Consider the following 16720-nt stretch of genomic DNA (forward strand, 5'->3'; position numbering starts at 1 on the left):
ACACTTCTCGTTGATTGTGTACCGATCGATATAGTACCGTCCTCTCATTCTGTACCGATCGGTATTCAAGGAGGGGTCATGGGGAGCATGAACGGCAAGGTCGCGCTCGTCACCGGGGGTTCGCGCGGCATCGGAGCCGCCACGGCACGGGCGCTGGCCGCCGAGGGGGCGGACGTCGCGATCAGCTACGCGGCCTCCGCGGGACGGGCGGCCGCGGTGGTCGGAGCCCTGGAGGAGGCCGGCGTACGGGCCGCCGCCTACCGGGCGGACCAGGCCGACCCCGCGCAGGTGGCGGAGTTGGTGGAGACCGTCGCCGCCGACTTCGGACGGCTGGACGTCCTGGTCAACAACGCCGGGGTGATCGCCGCCGCACGGGTGGACGAGGAGGGCGACGCGGCCGCGCTGGAGCACCAACTGGCCGTGAACCTCGGCGGGGTGACCTCCGGCATCCGGGCCGCCGCCAAGGTGATGGCCGACGGCGGCCGGATCGTCACCGTCGGGTCCAACCTCTCGGCCCGCCCCGGCTCCCCCGGGCTCGCCGACTACGCCGCGACCAAGGCGGCCGTGGTCGCCTTCAGCAAGGGCGCGGCCCGGGACCTGGCACCGCGCGGAATCACGGTGAACGTCGTCCGCTCCGGGTCGGTGGCCACCGACATGAACCCCCCGGAGGGCCCCACCGCCGAGGCCCAGCGGTCGGCCAACGCCCTCGGCCGCTTCGGGCGGCCGGAGGAGATCGCGGCCGGCGTGACCTTCCTGGCCAGCCCCTCGGCCTCCTTCGTCACCGGCGCGGTCCTCGACATCGACGGCGGCTACCTGTCCTAACCCGCCTCTTCCGGAGACGACCCGGCCGACACCGGCCGACACCCCCGCCCTCACCCTCACCCCGCCAACCCGTCGGCCCGCCGCCCCGCCCCGGCCGGGCTCCCGACGCCGCCCGCACCCCCGTCGCGTGCGCCGCCCGCGCGCTCGGCCGCCTCCCGGCGGAGGGTCATATGCGGTCAAGGACCTCGCGCAGGCGGGCGGCGTAGGCGGCGGGGTGGGCGAGGTTGCCGTTGTGACCGCCGGGGAACTCGGCGGGGGCGGTGCCCAGCAGGGCCGCCAGCTCCTCGGCGCAGCGGTAGTCGAAGACCTCGCTCGGGGTGGTCCGGCCGGCGACCGGCACGATCCGGACCGGGCCGCCCCGCAGGCCCCGCACCTGCTCGGCGGTGAGCGGGTCGGCCGCGATGCCGGCCAGCTCGCGGGTGAAGAAGAGGTGGAAGTTCGCGACCCGCCGGGCGTCGACCGGATGCTCCGTCAGGCCGGCTTCCCGGTCGGTGGATCCGGGGTCGATGCCCAGCACCTTCGCCGTCTCCCGGCAGGCTGCCGCCAGGCCCTCGCGCTCGTACAGCTCGCGCAGCTCGAGCAGTTCACCGCGGTGGTGGTCCCGGGCGGCGGCCGGCAACAGGGCGGGCGCGACCGGTTCGTGCGCGATGAGCGTGTGCACCTGCTCCGGATGGCGCAGAGCCAGGTGGAGGCCTATGACGGCGCCGATGCTGAGGCCGAGTACGGCCACCGGCCCGTCCGTCAGCGCGGCCAGCAGGTGGTGGGCGTCCTCGGCGTGGACCGCCGGGCCCAGCGCGGCCCGCGGGTCGGCGAGGACGCTCCGGGAGAGTCCGCGGCGGTCGTACGTGATCACCGTGTACCGCTCGACGAGCCGGTCCACGAGGTCCACGCTCCGGCCGGCGTCCCCCTCACCGCTCTGGGCGATCAGCAACACGGGCCCGCTGCCGCGGACTTCGTAGTACAGCTCGGCACCGGGGACGGCCAGGCGGCCGGAACGCGGAGCCGGGCCGGCGGTCGTGGCGCGAGCGGTCTCCCCCGCGGGTACGGGTGCGGACGCGGTGCGCGTGGGCGCGTGCGTGGGCGTGGTCATCGGAAATCCCCCTCCGGATGGCCGGCCCGATCGCCGGCATCTCCTTCGACGCCTTCACCGTATCCCATCGAATTCGATGCATCAATACCGATGGATCGAGTTCGATGAATCCCGCGCGATGCATCGGGTTGGATGCGTTGCGGGTACGGTCGGGGCCATGACTGCGATGAGTGCCATGAACGGGGTGCAGCTCTTCCTGCTCGGCCGCACGCTGATGAAGATCGGCGAGGAGGCCATGCCCGCCCCCGAGGCCGGCAGCACCCGGGGCGGCGGCACGCGCGCCGTACTGGTCGCGCTGAGCGACATCGTGGCCCACCCGGACAGCGCCATCGGCGAGATCGCCGAGCGCACGGGACTGCCGCAGAGCCAGGTCTCGACGGCCGTGGCCCGGCTCAAGGAGGCCGGCTCGGTGGTCACGGCTCCGGATCCCGGGGACCGCCGCCGCCAGTTGGTGCGTCCGGCCGCCGAGCCCTCGGAGCGGGTGGCGCAGGTCCGCTCGACCACCATCGAGGCCGCGCTCGCGGCGGCCCTCGGCGGTGCCGAACCGGACGCGGTGCGCGAGGTCGCCGACGCGCTCGAGGTACTGGCGCGCCACCTGACACCGGGGCACCTCGCCAACCTCCGCCCCTGAGCGGGTCCTTCACCCCGGGCCCGGCCGGCGGCCCCGGACCGCCCAGGCGCGGGCGGAAAGGGTGAGCCGGCCGTCGGTCGCGACCGGCAGGCGCGCACGGAGGGCGTCGCGGAGCCGCCCCCCGCGGCCGTGGCGAACCGGCTCATCGTGGCTGCGTAGCCCTTCACATAGATCTCCCGCGGGGCGAAGAGGGCCGTCAGCAGGCCGGTGAGGGCGGAGTGCTCCACCGCCGGCCGGGCGAGGCCGTGGGTGGCGTCGGGGAAGTGGGCCACCCGCAGCGCCGCGGCGGGGAGTTCGCGGCGGTAGACGGCCTCGGTCTCCGCCACGTCCACGTTCCGGTCGCGGCCGGCGAGGACCAGGAGGACCGGGATCCCCCGGCAGCCCAGTGCGCGCAGGTCGGCGGTGGCGTCCGCGGTCCAGTTACGGCTGACGAAGTGCCAGCGCCGGGCGGTCATCCCGGTGTCCGAGGGCACCGCCGCCCGGTAGTCCGCGTACGAGCCGCCCCGGCGCAGCACCCGCACCCCGGCGTCCCAGCGCTCCAGGGCGGTGCGCCGCTCCTCTTTCGTGGCGTGCCGGTCGGTCAGCTCGGCGAGGGTGTCGTACCGGCCCTGCCGGAGCCAGTTGACCGCGGGCGAGACCGCGATCACGAACCGCACCCCCGGTGTGTCGACGGCCGCCCTCGGCAGCACCCAGCCGGCCTGGCTGACCCCCCACAGCCCGATCCGGGCCGGGTCGACCTCCGGTCGGCTGCGGGCCCAGGCGACGGCGCCGGCCGTCTCGGCGGCCCGGTCATCCATGCTCTGCCCCAGCCAGTCGCCGGGGGAGCCGGCCACCCCCGGCTTGTTCCAGGACAGCGAGGCGTACCCGGCCCGGGCGAAGGACTCCCACAGGGGCCGGTAGTAGGTGTCGCGGGTGGCGTCCGCCGGCCCGTCCCCGTGCACGAAGACCACCAGGCCGAACGGCCCCCGCCCGCCCCGCGGGAGTGCCAGCACCGCGTCCAGCGGCTGCCCGCCGGCCGTGATGCGGACCCGCTCCTCCCTGAGCTCGTACGTGTTCTGCCAGGCCGCCAGCCCGGTCAGCACCGCTCCGGCGAGCAGCACCCCGGCCGTCGCCCACAGGACCACCCGCCACCAGCGGCGCCCCCTCCCCGTCCCCGCCATCGATCCACCTCTTTCTATCGAACGAGAAACGATCGTTTTTATTTTGAACGTACTACAGTTGTCGCATGACCGATACGGAGGCGCCGCAGATCCCCACCCGGCTGCTCGTCCAGGCCCTGGTCCGGACGGACGGCAGCGTGCCGGCCGAGGAGCTGTACGAGGTCGCGGGCACGCTCGGGATGACCGACCAGCAGGTGCGGCTGTGCATCAAGCGGCTGGTCGCGGAGGGGGCGTTCACCCATGAGGGGCGGGGCCGCAAGGCCGTGCTGCGGGCCGTCGCCGACACCTCGGGTGCGCTCGCCCCGGACGCCGCCTTCGTCCGCCTCGCCTACCGGCAGGACGCCGGGGCGGAGCCCTGGGACGGCCGCTGGCACCTCTTCGCCTTCGCGGTCCCCGAGCAGTCCCGGGCGGCCCGGGACGCACTGCGGGAGGAGCTGCTGCGGCTGGGCGCGGCCCCGGTCCAGGGCGGGCTGTACGTCAGCCCGCACCCGATCGGGGGATACGTGGAGCAGGCCGCGGAACGCCTCGGGATCCGGACCGCGCTCACCCGGGCGACCAGCACCGACCTGCGGATCGGGAGCACCTCGGAGCCGGCCGCACTGGCCGCCGCGCTCTGGCCGCTGCCCGAGATCGCGGCGCGGTACGAGACGCTGGCCGCGCTGGCCCACGACCGGCTGACCCGGATCGGGGCCGCGGGGGCGGCGGACGGCCCGGCGCCCGGGCCCACCCCGGTCGAGCGTCTGCGGTACGCCGTCGAGCTCGCGGCGGAGTTCACCCGGGCCATGGAACCGGACCCGCTGCTACCGCCGGAGCTGCTGCCCGCGGACTGGGCCGGCACCCGGGCCAGGGCCCTGGCGGCCGAGGCCTGGGAGCGGCTGCGGCGGCTCCCGGGAGGACCCGGCGAACCCCGCCTGTTCGCGCTCTACGAGGACGTGCCGGGCCGGGCCACGAACAGGTAGGTCAGGGCCGACAGCGCGGCGCAGACGGCGATCACCACGGCCATGGAGAGGGCCGAGGTGGTGCCCGAGAGGCCGGCCAGCGGGGCGGCCGCCCCGCCGAGGGCGTACTGGCACAGGCCCAGCAGCGCGGAGGCGGAACCGGCCGTGCGCGGGCGGCCCTGCAAGGCCAGGGCGGCGGTGTTGGGGCCCAGCAGGCCCATGCTGGAGACGATCAGCAGCAGCGCGGGCAGCACCCCGGCCGGCCCCAGCCCGGCGAGCACCGAGGTCATCAGCAGCGCCGCCCCGGACACCAGCAGGAGCACGCCGTAGCCGACCAGGGTCCGCATCGAAAGGCGGCGCAGCAGCAGGCCGTTGAGCCGGCCGAGGACGACGATGCCCAGGGCGTTGGCGCCGAAGGCGAGGCTGAACTGCTGCGCGCTCAGGCCGTACACCTGCTGGAGCACGAAGGGCGAGCCCGCTATGTAGGTCATCAGGGCCCCGTACCCGAAGGCGCTGGTGAACGTCTCGCCCAGGAAGCGGCGTTCGCGCAGCAGCCGGCCGAAGCCGCGGACGGTCTCGCCGATCCCCCGACCGCCGCGGGACTCCGGCGGCAGGGTCTCCCGCAGCACCAGCGCCGCCCCCGCGAGGATCAGCGCGCCGACGACCGACAGGGCGCAGAACACCCCGCGCCAGTCGGTCAGCCGCAGCAGTTGGCCGCCGAAGAGCGGGGCCAGGATCGGCGCGCTGCCGTTGACCACCATCAAGAGGGAGAAGACGCGGGCGGCGGCGGTCCCGGAGTACCGGTCGGAGACGACGGCGCGGGAGATCACGATGCCGAAGCCGCCCGCGACGCCCTGGAGGAACCGCAGCCCGGTCAGCGCCCCGACGGAGGGCGCGAAGGCGCACAGGACGGAGGCCAGGGCGTACCCCGCGAGCCCCCAGAGCAGCGGGCGGCGGCGGCCCACCGCGTCGCTGAGCGGCCCGGCGACCAGCTGGCCGAGGGCCAGGCCCAGCAGGCAGGCGGTGAGGGTGAGCTGGGCGTCGGCGGCGCTCGCGCCGAAGTCCCCGGCGAGCTGCGGCAGGCCCGGGAGGTACATGTCCAGGCTCAGCGGGCCGAAGGCGGAGAGCGCCCCGAGCACCAGCACCATCCGCAGCGCGGGACGCGGCGCGGCGCCGTCACCGGCGGCCGTGCCCGGCGTGGTGGGGCCCGGCACGGAGCCCGACCCGACGGCCGGCTCGACGGCTGCCGCGGCAGCCGGCTCGGCGGCGGGCCCGGCGGGCCCGGCAGACACGGCAGCGGGCCCGGCGGCGGGTCGGGGAGCAGTCATGCCCGCAAATATACCTGCGCAGGCAGGTATATTTTCAAGGGCCCGGAGACCCCCACCTCCGGCGATAGCCGAGGATGACCCCCATGGGAGAGAGCATCGAGGCCCTGGCGGCGACGGACGGCGTACGCCTGCTGGGACACCTCAGTCGCGTGGTGCACCTGCTGCACAACCGCACCCGGCCGGTCATGGCCGCCGCCTCCGGCCTGGAGGGCCCCGAGTTCGAACTGCTGCTGCGGCTCTGGCAGCAGCCGGGCCACACCGCCCAGGCGGCCCCGCTCGGCGAGGCCATCGGCCTGACCTCCAGCGGCACCACCCGCCTGGTGGCGCGAGCCCTCGCCAAGGGCCTGATCAGCCGCGAACCGGACCCCGCGGACGGCCGCGGCTTCCTGCTCCGGCACACCCCGCTGGGACGGGAGAAGCTGCACCGCGCCCTCCAGGCGCACACCGCCCAGCTGCGCGAACTGCTCGGCGGGACCCTGCCGCCCGCCGTCCTGACCCGGCTGATCGAGGACCTGACCTTCTTCGAGACGGCCCTCTGACGCGGCGGCCCGGGCCGCGACACCTCCTTCATATTCCGTATGTCGGAAACACATTTCCGTACAGCGGTACATCGGCTATGCTTCCCGGCTCCTGACCAGCCCGTCGGCACCCCGTCGGCACCGTCCCGGAGGCACTGCATGAGTGAGAGTCGCGTCGCGCTGATCACAGGATCCTCGTCCGGCATCGGAGCGGCCGTCGCCCGCCGGCTGGCCGCCGAGGGCCTGCGGGTCGTGGTGAACTCGGCGCGCAGCGAGGCGGCGGGGAAGGCGCTGGCCGCGGAGCTGCCGGAGGCCGTGTACGTGCAGGGCGACGTGTCGGACGCGGCGGACGCGCGGCGGATCGTGGCCGAGGCGGTGGCGGCCTTCGGGCGGCTGGACGTGCTGGTGAACAACGCGGGCACCACGCGCTTCATCCCGCTGTCCGACCTGGAGGCGGCCGACGGCGCGGCCTGGCGGGACATCTTCGAGGTGAACGTGATCGGCGCCTGGCAGCTGACCACGGCCGCGGTGCCGCACCTGAAGGCGTCCGGGGCCGGTTCGGTCGTCAACGTCTCGTCGGTGTCGGCGACCCGGGCGCTGGGCAGTTCGGTGCCCTACGCGGTCTCCAAGGCCGCGGTCAACCACATGACCCGCCTGCTGGCCTCCCAGCTCGGCCCCGGGATCCGGGTCAACGCGATCGCGCCCGGGCTGATCGACACCCCCTGGTACGAGGGCGCGGACGAGGTCTGGGAGAGCTCCCGGGACTGGATCACCGCCAACACCCCCCTGCAGCGCGTCGGGACCCCCGAGGACGTGGCCGAGGCCGCCTGGTACCTGGTCAACGCCGGCTACACCACCGGCGACGTCCTCACCGTCGACGGAGGCCGGCACATTGTCTGAGCACGCGCAGGACCCCCGGCACGCGCCGCACCCCACCGCCCCCACCGTGGCCGACGCCCGCCGGGCGGCCCGCGACCGGGTCCGGGCCGGCGACCGGGGGCACGTCTTCCACTCCTGGTCCGCCCAGGCCCTGATCGACCCGCTGCCCATCGAAGGCGCCCAGGGCTCCTACCTCTGGGACTTCGACGGCAACCGGTACCTCGACTTCACCAGCGCCCTCGTCTACACCAACCTCGGCTACCAGCACCCCAAGGTGGTCGCGGCCATCCAGGAGCAGGCCGGGAAGCTCTGCACCCTGGCCCCCGGCTTCGCCGTGGAGTCGCGCTCCGAGGCCGCACGCCTCATCGCCGAGCGCACCCCGGGCGAGCTCGACAAGATCTTCTTCACCAACGGCGGCGCCGAGGCGATCGAGAACGCCGTCCGGATGGCCCGGCTGCACACCGGCCGCCCCAAGGTCCTCAGTACCTACCGCTCGTACCACGGGGCCACCTCCGGGGCGATCAACATCACCGGGGACCCGCGCCGTTGGGGCTCGGACACCGGCACGGCCGGCACGGTCCACTTCTGGGGGCCGTTCCTCTACCGCTCGCCCTTCCACGCCACCACCGAGGCCGAGGAGTGCCAGCGGGCCCTCCAACACCTCGAGGACACCATCGTCTTCGAGGGCTCGTCCTCGATCGCCGCGATCGTGCTGGAGACCGTCCCGGGCTCCTCCGGCGTCCTGGTGCCGCCGGCGGGCTACCTGGCGGGGGTGCGCGCGCTCTGCGACCGGTACGGGATCGTCTTCGTCCTGGACGAGGTCATGGTCGGCTTCGGCCGCACCGGCCGGTGGTTCGCCGCCGAGCACTGGGACGTCACCCCCGACCTGCTGACCTTCGCCAAGGGCGTCAACTCCGGCTACGTCCCGCTCGGCGGCGTGGCCATCTCCCCGGAGATCGCCGACACCTTCGCCACCCGCCCCTACCCGGGCGGCCTGACCTACTCCGGTCACCCGCTGGCCTGCGCGGCCGCGGTCGCCACCATCACCACCATGGCGGAGGAGGACGTCATCGGGCACTCCGCCCGGATCGGCGAGCGGGTGCTGGGCCCGGGGCTGCGGGAGCTGGCCGGGCGGCACCCCTCCGTGGGCGAGGTGCGGGGCCTGGGCACCTTCTGGGCGCTGGAGCTCGTACGCAACCGGGAGACCCGGGAGCCCCTGGTGCCGTACGGCGCCGCCGGCGCGGCCATGGCGCCGGTCAACGCCTTCGCCGCGGCCTGCCGCGAGCGCGGGCTGTGGCCGCTGACCACCATGAACCGCACCCACATCGCGCCCCCGTGCACCCTCTCCGAGGCGGAGGCCAAGGAGGGGCTGGCGGTGCTGGACGAGGCCCTGTCCGTCACCGACGCGCTGATGGACTGACTCCGGACGAGCCCCCGGCCGGTCGTCGGTTCCCACCAGGAACCGGCGGCCGTCTCGGAGGATCCGCGCCGGGCCGAACCCCTGACGGCCGTGTTGCAATCCGGAGCAGCACCTACGGACCGGGATGCACGTCAGTCCCGGGGCGGTCCTTCGCGGACCGAACGGCGGGGGGCGGGCCGGGCAGCAGATCGGCACGGCCGCCGGACGCCGGGCGTACGGGATCCAGTCAGCCGGACTCCGTAGACCCGAAGGAAGTCAGCCATGAGCAAGCACGTCCTGGCCCAGAACCAGTACGGCAAGGCCGAGAACCGCATCGTCAAGGTCACCCGCAAGGGCAACGACGGTTCCTGGCACGAGATCCGCGACCTCAACGTCTCGGTCGCGCTCCGCGGCGAGTTCCGCGACGTGCACCTGACCGGCGACAACGCCAACTGCCTGCCGACGGACACGACGAAGAACACCGTCTACGCCTTCGCCAAGGAGCACGGCGTCGACTCGCCCGAGGCCTTCGGGATCCTGCTCGCCAAGCACTTCGTCTCCTCCCAGTCGCCGATCCGCGAGGCGCAGATCCGCATCGAGGAGTACGGCTGGGACCGCATCCCGGTGCCGACCCGCAAGGAGCAGCACTCCTTCGTCCGCAAGGGCCAGGAGGTGCGCACCGCGCAGATCACCTACAGCGAGACCACCGGCCTCCAGGTCATCTCCGGCCTGAAGGACCTGACGGTGATGAACTCCACCAACTCCGAGTTCCACGGCTTCATCAAGGACAGGTACACCACCCTCCAGGAGGCGCACGACCGCATCCTGGCGACCAAGGTGACCTCCCGCTGGGCGCATTCGGCGCTCGCCTCCGACGACCCGGCCACCGACTGGGACGCCTCGTACAAGAAGGTGCGCAAGCACATGCTCGAGGCCTTCGCCGAGACCTACTCGTACTCGCTCCAGCAGACGCTGAACGCCATGGCCGAGCGGGTCCTCGACAACTGCCCCCGGGTCAACGAGGTCCGGCTGAACCTCCCCAACAAGCACCACTTCCTGGTGGACCTCGAGCCCTTCGGCCTCAAGAACGACAACGAGGTCTACTACGCGGCCGACCGCATGTACGGCCTGATCGAGGGCACCATCCACCGCGACGGCGTGACCCCGGTCATCGCCACCAGCGACTGGATCACCGCCTAGGACCCGGCGTCCGGCCGGCACGGCCCACGCTCGCTGACCACGTGCCCGACGGAGCGGGAGGCTTCGGCATGAGCGAGAACGGCGGCAGCGGCAACGGCTCGCCGGGACGGCAGCCCAGCTGCCTCTTCCGGCCGTATCGCGGCGCCGAGGACCACGGCGCGATGGTCGCGGTGCGGCTGGGCTGTGCGGGACGGGACCTGGCTGTACCTGCACCGCGGCTACCTGCTGCCCGAGCACCGCGGTGCGGGCATCGGCTCGGCCATGCTGGACTGGGCCGAGGCCCGCATCCGTCGGCTCGTGCAGCACCATGGAACCGCACGGACGGCCGTGTTCGGCGCGAACGCCATGGCCTCCGAGAAGGATGCGACGGAGCTGCTGCTCGCAGCCGGGTACCGGCGCAGGAACGAATACGTCCGCTACCGCAAGCCGATCGGCGTCCGGTCCGGCGGGGCGGCTCCGGACCACCCCGGCGGTACCGAGTCCCCAGGATCGAGCCCGGTTTGATCCCCGGACAGGTCCTAGGAGGCGGGCTCGGCGTCCGGGACGCCCAGGCGGAGGTTCCAGCGGCCGGTTCGGCCGGTGAGTTCGGTGGCCGTGGCGGGGCGGGCGTCCAGTCGCCAGAAGACGGCGGGCGGGAGGTCCAGTGCGTGCACCACCGCGGCCCGGACGAAGGCCTGGGCCGCGGTGATCCGGTGCGTACCGGGCTCGAGTCCGGCCAGCCAGGCGCCGGCCCGGGCGACCAGCGTCTCGACGGACTCGCCGCCGGGGGGCGCGTAGGCGGGGTCGGTGAGCCAGTTGTGGAGCGCGGCGGGATCCGCCGCGGCGACCTCGTCCAGGGTCCGTCCGGTCCACTCCCCGGCGTCCATCGCGAAGGGTCCGGCGGGCTCGAAACGGTGTTCCCTCGACGAACGCTGCATCGCTGGTGTGACCAGGACAACTCGTACCGTTGAGGGGTTCATAAGCGCAGCATAAACGCGGTACGGTCGCGAACGACATGACGACGGTATGACGGAAGTACCGGTGAGAATCCGGCACGGTCGCGCCACTGTGAGTCCCCCCGGGGATGAGTCAGACCCGTAACCGTCGGCTAGTGCACCACTGACCGGGACGCGTGTTCCCCCTGGAGGTTCTGCCATGGCTCAGTCGACTGCGCCCGCGACGACCGCGGTTCCGGCCGTCGCCCCCGTCTCGCTGAAGGAACTGGCCCCGTGGGCCGTCTTCGTCGGCGTCCTGATGCTCGTGATGCTCTACTTCGTGGGCGCCGAGCAGGGCGCCACCTCGGTCTTCCAGGGCGAGACCATCCACGAGTGGATGCACGACGGCCGCCACCTCCTCGGCTTCCCCTGCCACTGACCCACCGCGGAGGAACGCCGATCGTGAACTCCGTCTCGGTACGCGCCCTCCTGGTCCGCGGCATGGTCGCGGGCCTGGTGGCGAGCCTGTTCGCCGCCCTCGTCTCCTACCTCCTGGGCGAGCCCCGGGTGGACTCCGCCATCGCCTTCGAGGAGGCGCACGAGGCCGCCGGGCACGAGCACGGCGAGGAACTGGTCAGCCGGGCCCTGCAGTCCACCGCGGGCCTGACCACCGGCGTGGTGCTCTTCGGGGTGGCCCTGGGCGGCATCGCCGCGCTGGTCACCTGCTTCCTGCTCGGCCGGATCGGGCGGTTCCACGCCCGGGCCACCGTCGCGCTGGTGGCGGTGGGGGCGTTCGTCGCCGTCACGCTGGTGCCGTTCTTCAAGTACCCGGCCAACCCGCCGTCGGTGGGCGACCCCGACACCGTCGGCGAGCGCACCACCCTGTACCTGCTGATGATCGCGCTGAGCCTGCTGCTCGCGGCCGGCGCCGTGATCCTCGGCCGGCGGCTGGCGCCGCGCCTGGGCAACTGGCACGCCAGTGTCGTCGCGGGCGTGGCCTTCGTGGCCGCGATCGGGCTGGCGTACGCCTTCCTGCCCGCGGTCAACGAGGTCCCGGCCGACTTCCCGGCCACCCTCATGTGGCAGTTCCGGCTCGCCTCGCTGGCGATCCAGGCCACCCTCTGGGCCGTCTTCGGGCTGGTCTTCGGCGAGTTGGCCCAGCGCCTGCTCCAGCCGGCCCCGGCCGCCGCAGCCCGCGAATCTGCGGCCGTCGTGTCCTGAGGCTACTTCGGACGCCGCCCCTTCGGGTACAACAGGCCTTTCAACGAGGCGAGTTACCCGGGGGCGGCGCCGTGAGCGTGCAGATCGAGAAGACCGGTGTGTGGCAGTGGCACGGCTGGACCGGCTCCGCACCCTTGTGGCTGAACGCCTTACTGCTGGCGCTCGTGCCCTTCCTCCACGTCCTGCTCGTCCCCCAGATCGCCATCGTCACCACCCTGACCGCCCTCGGCGGGCTGGTCCGGCAGCTGGTGTACGGCGACTACGGGCACGCCGGCGTGCACCTGGCGGCCGTGGTGCTGGGCGCGGCGGCCATGGCGGCGGGTTTCGCCACCGCCGCCTGACGCCCGCGGCGGCCCGCTAGAGCGGCAGCGCCTCGGCCTCCCGGCGGAGCTGGGCGAGTTCGGCCTCGTCCATGTCCCGCTCGCCGAGGAAGGCGATGCCCGCGACGCCCCGCACCGCGCCGTCCGGGCCGTGCACCGGGATGGCCACGGCGGCGTTGGCGTCGACCGCCCGGGCACCCGGCCGCACGTCCCCGGTCTCGTCGGTCTTCAGGTTGCAGGTCGACACCGGCTCGTCCCGCTCGAAGGCCAGGCCGCACATGCCCTTGCCCTTGGGCACCAGGCCGACGATCGCGACCACCTTCGGGGGGATGTTCACCGCGGCGGCCAGGACCATGTCCTCGTCCTGGCGCAGGTGCACGGTGCCGGCCACCCCGCCGTGGGCCTCGATCCACTCCCGCAGCCAGGCCTCCGCGCCACCGGCGTGGGAGGTGTCCGCGGGGTCCGTCGTGTACGCAGTCTCGGTCATGGTGGGCAGTATGTCCGGGGCCCGCTCGATCCCCGCTGGGTCCTCGAGCGGCCCTCGACCGGGTAGGGGGAAGCGCCGGTCCCCGATGCCCTCGGCAACGGAGAGTGGTCACGTGAGGTTCGACCACGGGGCACGGGAACCGGCGCCACGAACCAGTCTCCGGGAAGCCCGCGCCGCCCGGTATCGGGCTTTCGTCCCGGATCGTCCGGCCGAAAGTACGGACCCGGGGCCGGGCCTCGGTCCGGCGCTACGGCTCGGCCCGGCGCTACGGCTCGCGGGTGTGGTAGCGGTACATGAAGTATACCGTCGTCGGCACGGCCACGGCCAGCGCGACCACCACGGTCCGCCAGAGGCTGAAGCCGACCATGCTGTACAGGTAGCCGATCGCGATGCCCGCGAAGGCGCCCCAGGCCGCGGCCCGCAGCTCCTGCGGTATCCCGCGCCCCATCTGCCGGAGCCCGAAGAGCAGCACGGCGAAGACCGCGCCGCAGAGGATCCCGTAGAAGACGTTGCCCACGGTGACCGCGCTCTGGTCGCGCTTCATGAAGGCCGCGTAGACGCCGTAGAGCAGGCCGAGCACCAGGGGGAGGGCCAGCGCCCCGCCGCCCATGCTCCTCATGCCGCCGATCTGCCGCCCGGGGGCGGTGGGTGCCGCGTGTGCCATGACGCGCTCCTTTCGGTGGCCGCGCCGCACGGCCCGGCCTCCCCACCCTCCAGGGCACACCCGGGTCCCGGTACCGGCAAGTGGATCAACGCCTCACCCGGCCGCAGCAGCCCCGGTGGCGGCGGGCCGGGCGGCGGGCTTTCCCTGGTGCCGTGCGGAGTTCTCTGACCCCGGTGCTCAACGGCGTCCTGGTCGCGCTGCTGGCCGTCCTCGTACCGCTGGGCGCCACCGCGGTCTGGGCCGACCGCGTGCTGGCCGACGAGGACGCCTACGTGGCCGCGATGTCCCCGCTCGCGGGGAATCCGAAGGTGCGCGGCGCGGTGGCCCGGCAGGCCACCGAGGCCATCGACGGGCAGCTCGACGCGGGCCCCTTCCAGCCCGCGGTACGGGCCCTGCTGGGCGAGGCGGTCGACTCGTTCGTGGGCACCGCGTCCTTCCGGACCGCCTGGAACGCCGCCAACCGCGCCGCCCACGCGGCCTTCTTCACCTCGCTCGACAGCGGTACGGGCAACAAGGTCTCGGTCGACCTGGCACCGGTGATCGCGCAGGTCAAGGACGACCTGGCGGCGGACGGGGTGCCCTTCGTCGAGCACATCCCCGAATCGCACACGGTGATCACGGTCATGGAGTACGAGAACCTGGGTGCGCTCCGCCGGGGCTTCCACGTGCTCCAGATCGCCGGGATCTGGCTGCCCGTCGGGGCCCTGGTGCTGACCGCGGCCGCGGTCGCCCTCTCGGCCCGGCGCCGGACCACCCTGGTCGCCGCCGGGGTGGGGCTGGCTGCGGGGGCACTGCTGCTGGCGGCCGCGGTGCCGCTGCTGCGCGGACTGACCCTGGACGACCTGCCGGCCGATGTGGACCGGGACGCCGCCGGGGCGGTCTACGACGCGCTGACGGCCTTCCTGCGGACCACGGCCTGGGTGGTGCTGGCCGCCGGCGTGGCGCTGGCCCTGGGCGCGTGGCTGGCCGGGCTCCGACGGCGCACCCGCACCCCATAAGCTCGGTTCTGTACGGGGAAGGAACGATTCGCGAAGCGCCGGCGCGCACGGCACTGCACCACGGACCGGGAGCCACGGAAGCGGAATGAGCATGCACGAGGCACGGCCGGCCCCTTCCCGGCCGCATCCGCTGGCCCCGCCCGCCTGGCTGCTGGGCGGCCTGCGGCCGGGCTCCGCCCCGGTCCCCTGGGCCGCGGTGCTCCGCGCGGGCGTCGCGCTGGCGGTGCCGCTGGCGGTGGGCATCGCCGCCGGGGAACCGGAGTACGGCGCGCTCGCCTCGATGGGCGCCCTGTCGGGGGTGATCGGCGACACCGCCGACGCGTACCGGATGCGGGTCTTCAACATCGCCGTGCCGCAGCTCTTCGGCGCGGTGGGCGTCACCCTCGGCACCCTGGTCTACGGCCACGGCTGGCTGGCCGTCACCGCGCTGACGCTGATCGCGCTGGTCTCCGGGATGATCTCCTCGATCGGCACCGTCGCCTCGGTCTCCGGGCTGCTGCTCCTGCTGAACGCCGTGGTCGGGGCGGGTCTGGCGATGCCGGAGCCCTGGTGGACCGCGCCGCTGCTGCTCACCGCGGGCGGGCTGTTCGTCCTGCTGCTGAGCCTGCTGGGGTGGCCGCTGCGCGGCCGGGGGCCGGAGCGGTCCGCGGTGGCCGGCACCTACCGGGCGCTGGCCGCGCTGCTGGAGGCGGCCGGCGGCGCCGGGTACGACGACCGCCGGCACGCGACGACCGCGGCCCTCAACCACGCCTACGACCTGGTGCTGGCCCGCCGCGCCCGGGTGCACGGGCGCAGCCCCGCCCTGGTCCGGCTGCTGGCCCAGCTCAACGTGGTCATCCCGCTGGTGGAGGCGGCGCCGGCGGTGCACCAGCGCGGGCGCCCGCTGCCGCCCGAACTGCCCGCCGCGGTCCGCGCCCTGGCCGACGCGGTCGAGGAGGGCCGCACCGGCACCCCGGAACCCCTCCTGCTGCCGGACCCGGCCACGCCGGCCGAACGGGCCCTGGACGGGGCGCTGCGGCACGCGGCGGCCATCGTGCACGAACCGGACCCGGACCCGTACAACGTCGACGACCGGCTGGGCCGCCCCGCCGCGCTGCGGATCCGGCTGCGCCGGGCGGTGCGGGGGGTGATGCTCTCCGGTGACAGCTGGCGCTACGGGCTGCGGCTGGCGCTGTGCATCGGGCTGGCCCAGTCCCTGGTGTCACTGGTGGAGGTGGAGCGCTCGTACTGGGTGGCGCTGACCGTCACCTTCGTCCTCAAGCCGGACTTCGGCTCGGTCTTCTCCCGGGCCGTGATGCGGGCGGTGGGCACCGCGCTCGGGCTGGTGCTGGCCGCGGGCGTGCTCGCGGAGGTCCCGCGCGGCTGGTGGGACGTACCGGTCCTGGCGGTGCTGGCCGCGCTGATCCCGGCCTTCTCGGCCAAGGGATACGCCTTCCAGACCGCGGCGATCACCCCGGTGATCCTGCTCCTGTCGGACCTCCTCAACCACCAGGGCTTCGACCTGATCCGGCCCCGGCTGCTGGACTCGCTGATCGGCTGTGCGATCACCCTGGTCGCCGGGTACCTGCTGTGGCCCGAGAGCTGGCGCACCCGGATCGGGCTCCGGCTGGCCGACGCGGTGGACGACGCCGCCCGGTACGTCGAGCAGTCCTTCCGCACCGGGGTGGACGGGGACCCGGAGGCGCTGCGGGCCGCGCGGGTGGCACGGATCCAGGCCCGGCGGCGGATCTACCGGGACATGTCCGCGGTGCGCTCGGAGTTCCAGCGGGCCCTGACCGAACCGCCGCCCACCGGTCCGCGGGCGGCGGCGTGGTGGCCGCTGGTGGTGGCGGTGGAGCGGGTGGTGGACGCGACCACGGCGGCGCGGGTACGGGTCAACTTCGGTGCGGCCGAGCCGGGGGCGGCGGAGGTGGCCGAGCTGGCGGGGCGGTTGCGGGCGCTGGCCGTGGCGGTCCGCGAGGGTACCCCCGCCCCGGTCCCGGGCCCCGGCCCGGACCAGGCCCCGGACCCCGACGACGGGGTGTTGGGACCGTTGCGGCAGGAGGTGGCGGGGGCCTGCGCCATCGCGGTGGCGAAGCTCTGACCGGGGCGGCTCCCGGCCCGGCCCCTCACCCGTCCGGCCCACCCCCCAAGCCCCGTCCCCCGGCCCGG

General features: G+C 74.1%; 17 protein-coding genes, 2 pseudogenes and 1 riboswitch. Of the genes and pseudogenes, 13 read left to right on the forward strand and 6 right to left on the reverse strand.

All coding sequences use genetic code 11. The features are described from left to right. The first annotated feature begins 78 nt into the window (after positions 1–78). Positions 79–822, forward strand: a complete 744-nt coding sequence (locus AB0O40_RS11965; RefSeq protein WP_365038742.1) for an SDR family oxidoreductase — start codon at positions 79–81, stop codon at positions 820–822. Positions 823–988: 166 nt separating this feature from the next. On the opposite strand, the gene AB0O40_RS11970 is transcribed toward AB0O40_RS11965, so the two are convergent. Next, positions 989–1912, reverse strand: coding sequence for an alpha/beta hydrolase (locus AB0O40_RS11970; protein ID WP_365038745.1), 924 nt, complete (start codon positions 1910–1912; stop codon positions 989–991). A 175-nt stretch (positions 1913–2087) separates the two neighbouring features. Between AB0O40_RS11970 and AB0O40_RS11975 the strand changes: the two genes are divergently transcribed. Continuing rightward, positions 2088–2543 carry a helix-turn-helix domain-containing protein gene (locus AB0O40_RS11975; RefSeq protein WP_365038903.1) on the forward strand — a complete coding sequence of 152 codons (456 nt, stop codon included), beginning with the start codon at positions 2088–2090 and terminating at the stop codon, positions 2541–2543. Between the two features lie 251 nt (positions 2544–2794). Here AB0O40_RS11975 and AB0O40_RS11980 read toward each other — a convergent pair. Beyond that, positions 2795–3703, reverse strand: a pseudogene (locus tag AB0O40_RS11980) (CocE/NonD family hydrolase); the annotation flags it as partial. Between the two features lie 65 nt (positions 3704–3768). Here AB0O40_RS11980 and AB0O40_RS11985 point away from each other — a divergent pair. Then, positions 3769–4662 (forward strand): PaaX family transcriptional regulator C-terminal domain-containing protein, encoded by an 894-nt coding sequence (locus AB0O40_RS11985; protein WP_365038747.1) that lies wholly within the window; start codon positions 3769–3771, stop codon positions 4660–4662. On the opposite strand, the gene AB0O40_RS11990 is transcribed toward AB0O40_RS11985, so the two are convergent. Then, the gene (locus AB0O40_RS11990) at positions 4626–5969 is read right to left on the reverse strand and encodes a multidrug effflux MFS transporter (protein ID WP_365038750.1); all 1344 of its coding nucleotides are present in this window, start codon (positions 5967–5969) and stop codon (positions 4626–4628) included. The genes AB0O40_RS11985 and AB0O40_RS11990 overlap by 37 nt on opposite strands. A gap of 83 nt (positions 5970–6052) precedes the next feature. Between AB0O40_RS11990 and AB0O40_RS11995 the strand changes: the two genes are divergently transcribed. The 5 genes and pseudogenes from AB0O40_RS11995 to AB0O40_RS12015 form a co-directional block, all read left to right on the forward strand. Next, positions 6053–6508, forward strand: a complete 456-nt coding sequence (locus AB0O40_RS11995; protein WP_365038753.1) for a MarR family transcriptional regulator — start codon at positions 6053–6055, stop codon at positions 6506–6508. Between the two features lie 138 nt (positions 6509–6646). Further along, positions 6647–7387, forward strand: coding sequence for a glucose 1-dehydrogenase (locus AB0O40_RS12000; protein ID WP_365038756.1), 741 nt, complete (start codon positions 6647–6649; stop codon positions 7385–7387). Positions 7388–7433: 46 nt separating this feature from the next. Continuing rightward, entirely contained in the window at positions 7434–8786 is a 1353-nt protein-coding gene (locus AB0O40_RS12005; protein WP_365038906.1) for an aspartate aminotransferase family protein, read from the forward strand. A 261-nt stretch (positions 8787–9047) separates the two neighbouring features. After that, positions 9048–9965 carry a factor-independent urate hydroxylase gene (gene pucL, locus AB0O40_RS12010; RefSeq protein WP_365038759.1) on the forward strand — a complete coding sequence of 306 codons (918 nt, stop codon included), beginning with the start codon at positions 9048–9050 and terminating at the stop codon, positions 9963–9965. 68 nt (positions 9966–10033) lie between these two features. Next, positions 10034–10364, forward strand: a pseudogene (locus AB0O40_RS12015) (GNAT family N-acetyltransferase); the annotation flags it as partial. Positions 10365–10483: 119 nt separating this feature from the next. Here AB0O40_RS12015 and AB0O40_RS12020 read toward each other — a convergent pair. Then, positions 10484–10924, reverse strand: a complete 441-nt coding sequence (locus AB0O40_RS12020) for a histidine phosphatase family protein (protein WP_365038762.1) — start codon at positions 10922–10924, stop codon at positions 10484–10486. Between the two features lie 5 nt (positions 10925–10929). After that, positions 10930–11064: riboswitch (cobalamin riboswitch) on the forward strand. A gap of 35 nt (positions 11065–11099) precedes the next feature. Between AB0O40_RS12020 and AB0O40_RS12025 the strand changes: the two genes are divergently transcribed. From AB0O40_RS12025 to AB0O40_RS12035, 3 genes are all read left to right on the forward strand, one after another. Then, a complete protein-coding gene (locus AB0O40_RS12025; protein ID WP_365038765.1) occupies positions 11100–11318 on the forward strand; it encodes a CbtB domain-containing protein in 219 nt (72 codons plus the stop codon). 23 nt (positions 11319–11341) lie between these two features. Next, entirely contained in the window at positions 11342–12100 is a 759-nt protein-coding gene (locus AB0O40_RS12030; protein WP_365038768.1) for a CbtA family protein, read from the forward strand. A 71-nt stretch (positions 12101–12171) separates the two neighbouring features. Continuing rightward, positions 12172–12441 (forward strand): hypothetical protein, encoded by a 270-nt coding sequence (locus AB0O40_RS12035; protein ID WP_365038771.1) that lies wholly within the window; start codon positions 12172–12174, stop codon positions 12439–12441. 16 nt (positions 12442–12457) lie between these two features. On the opposite strand, the gene AB0O40_RS12040 is transcribed toward AB0O40_RS12035, so the two are convergent. After that, positions 12458–12907, reverse strand: a complete 450-nt coding sequence (locus tag AB0O40_RS12040) for a GAF domain-containing protein (RefSeq protein ID WP_365038774.1) — start codon at positions 12905–12907, stop codon at positions 12458–12460. Between the two features lie 265 nt (positions 12908–13172). Further along, positions 13173–13571 carry a hypothetical protein gene (locus AB0O40_RS12045; protein WP_365038777.1) on the reverse strand — a complete coding sequence of 133 codons (399 nt, stop codon included), beginning with the start codon at positions 13569–13571 and terminating at the stop codon, positions 13173–13175. 152 nt (positions 13572–13723) lie between these two features. Between AB0O40_RS12045 and AB0O40_RS12050 the strand changes: the two genes are divergently transcribed. Both AB0O40_RS12050 and AB0O40_RS12055 read left to right on the forward strand, forming a co-directional pair. Further along, positions 13724–14569: a hypothetical protein gene (locus AB0O40_RS12050; protein ID WP_365038780.1), complete on the forward strand. Its 846-nt coding sequence runs from the start codon at positions 13724–13726 to the stop codon at positions 14567–14569. A gap of 91 nt (positions 14570–14660) precedes the next feature. After that, on the forward strand, positions 14661–16652 hold the full coding sequence (locus AB0O40_RS12055; protein WP_365038909.1) for an FUSC family protein: 1992 nt from the start codon (positions 14661–14663) through the stop codon (positions 16650–16652). The last annotated feature ends 68 nt before the right edge of the window (positions 16653–16720 follow it).

It is taken from the genome of Streptomyces sp. NPDC089919 (assembly GCF_040684615.1).
GTDB lineage: Bacteria > Actinomycetota > Actinomycetes > Streptomycetales > Streptomycetaceae > Streptomyces.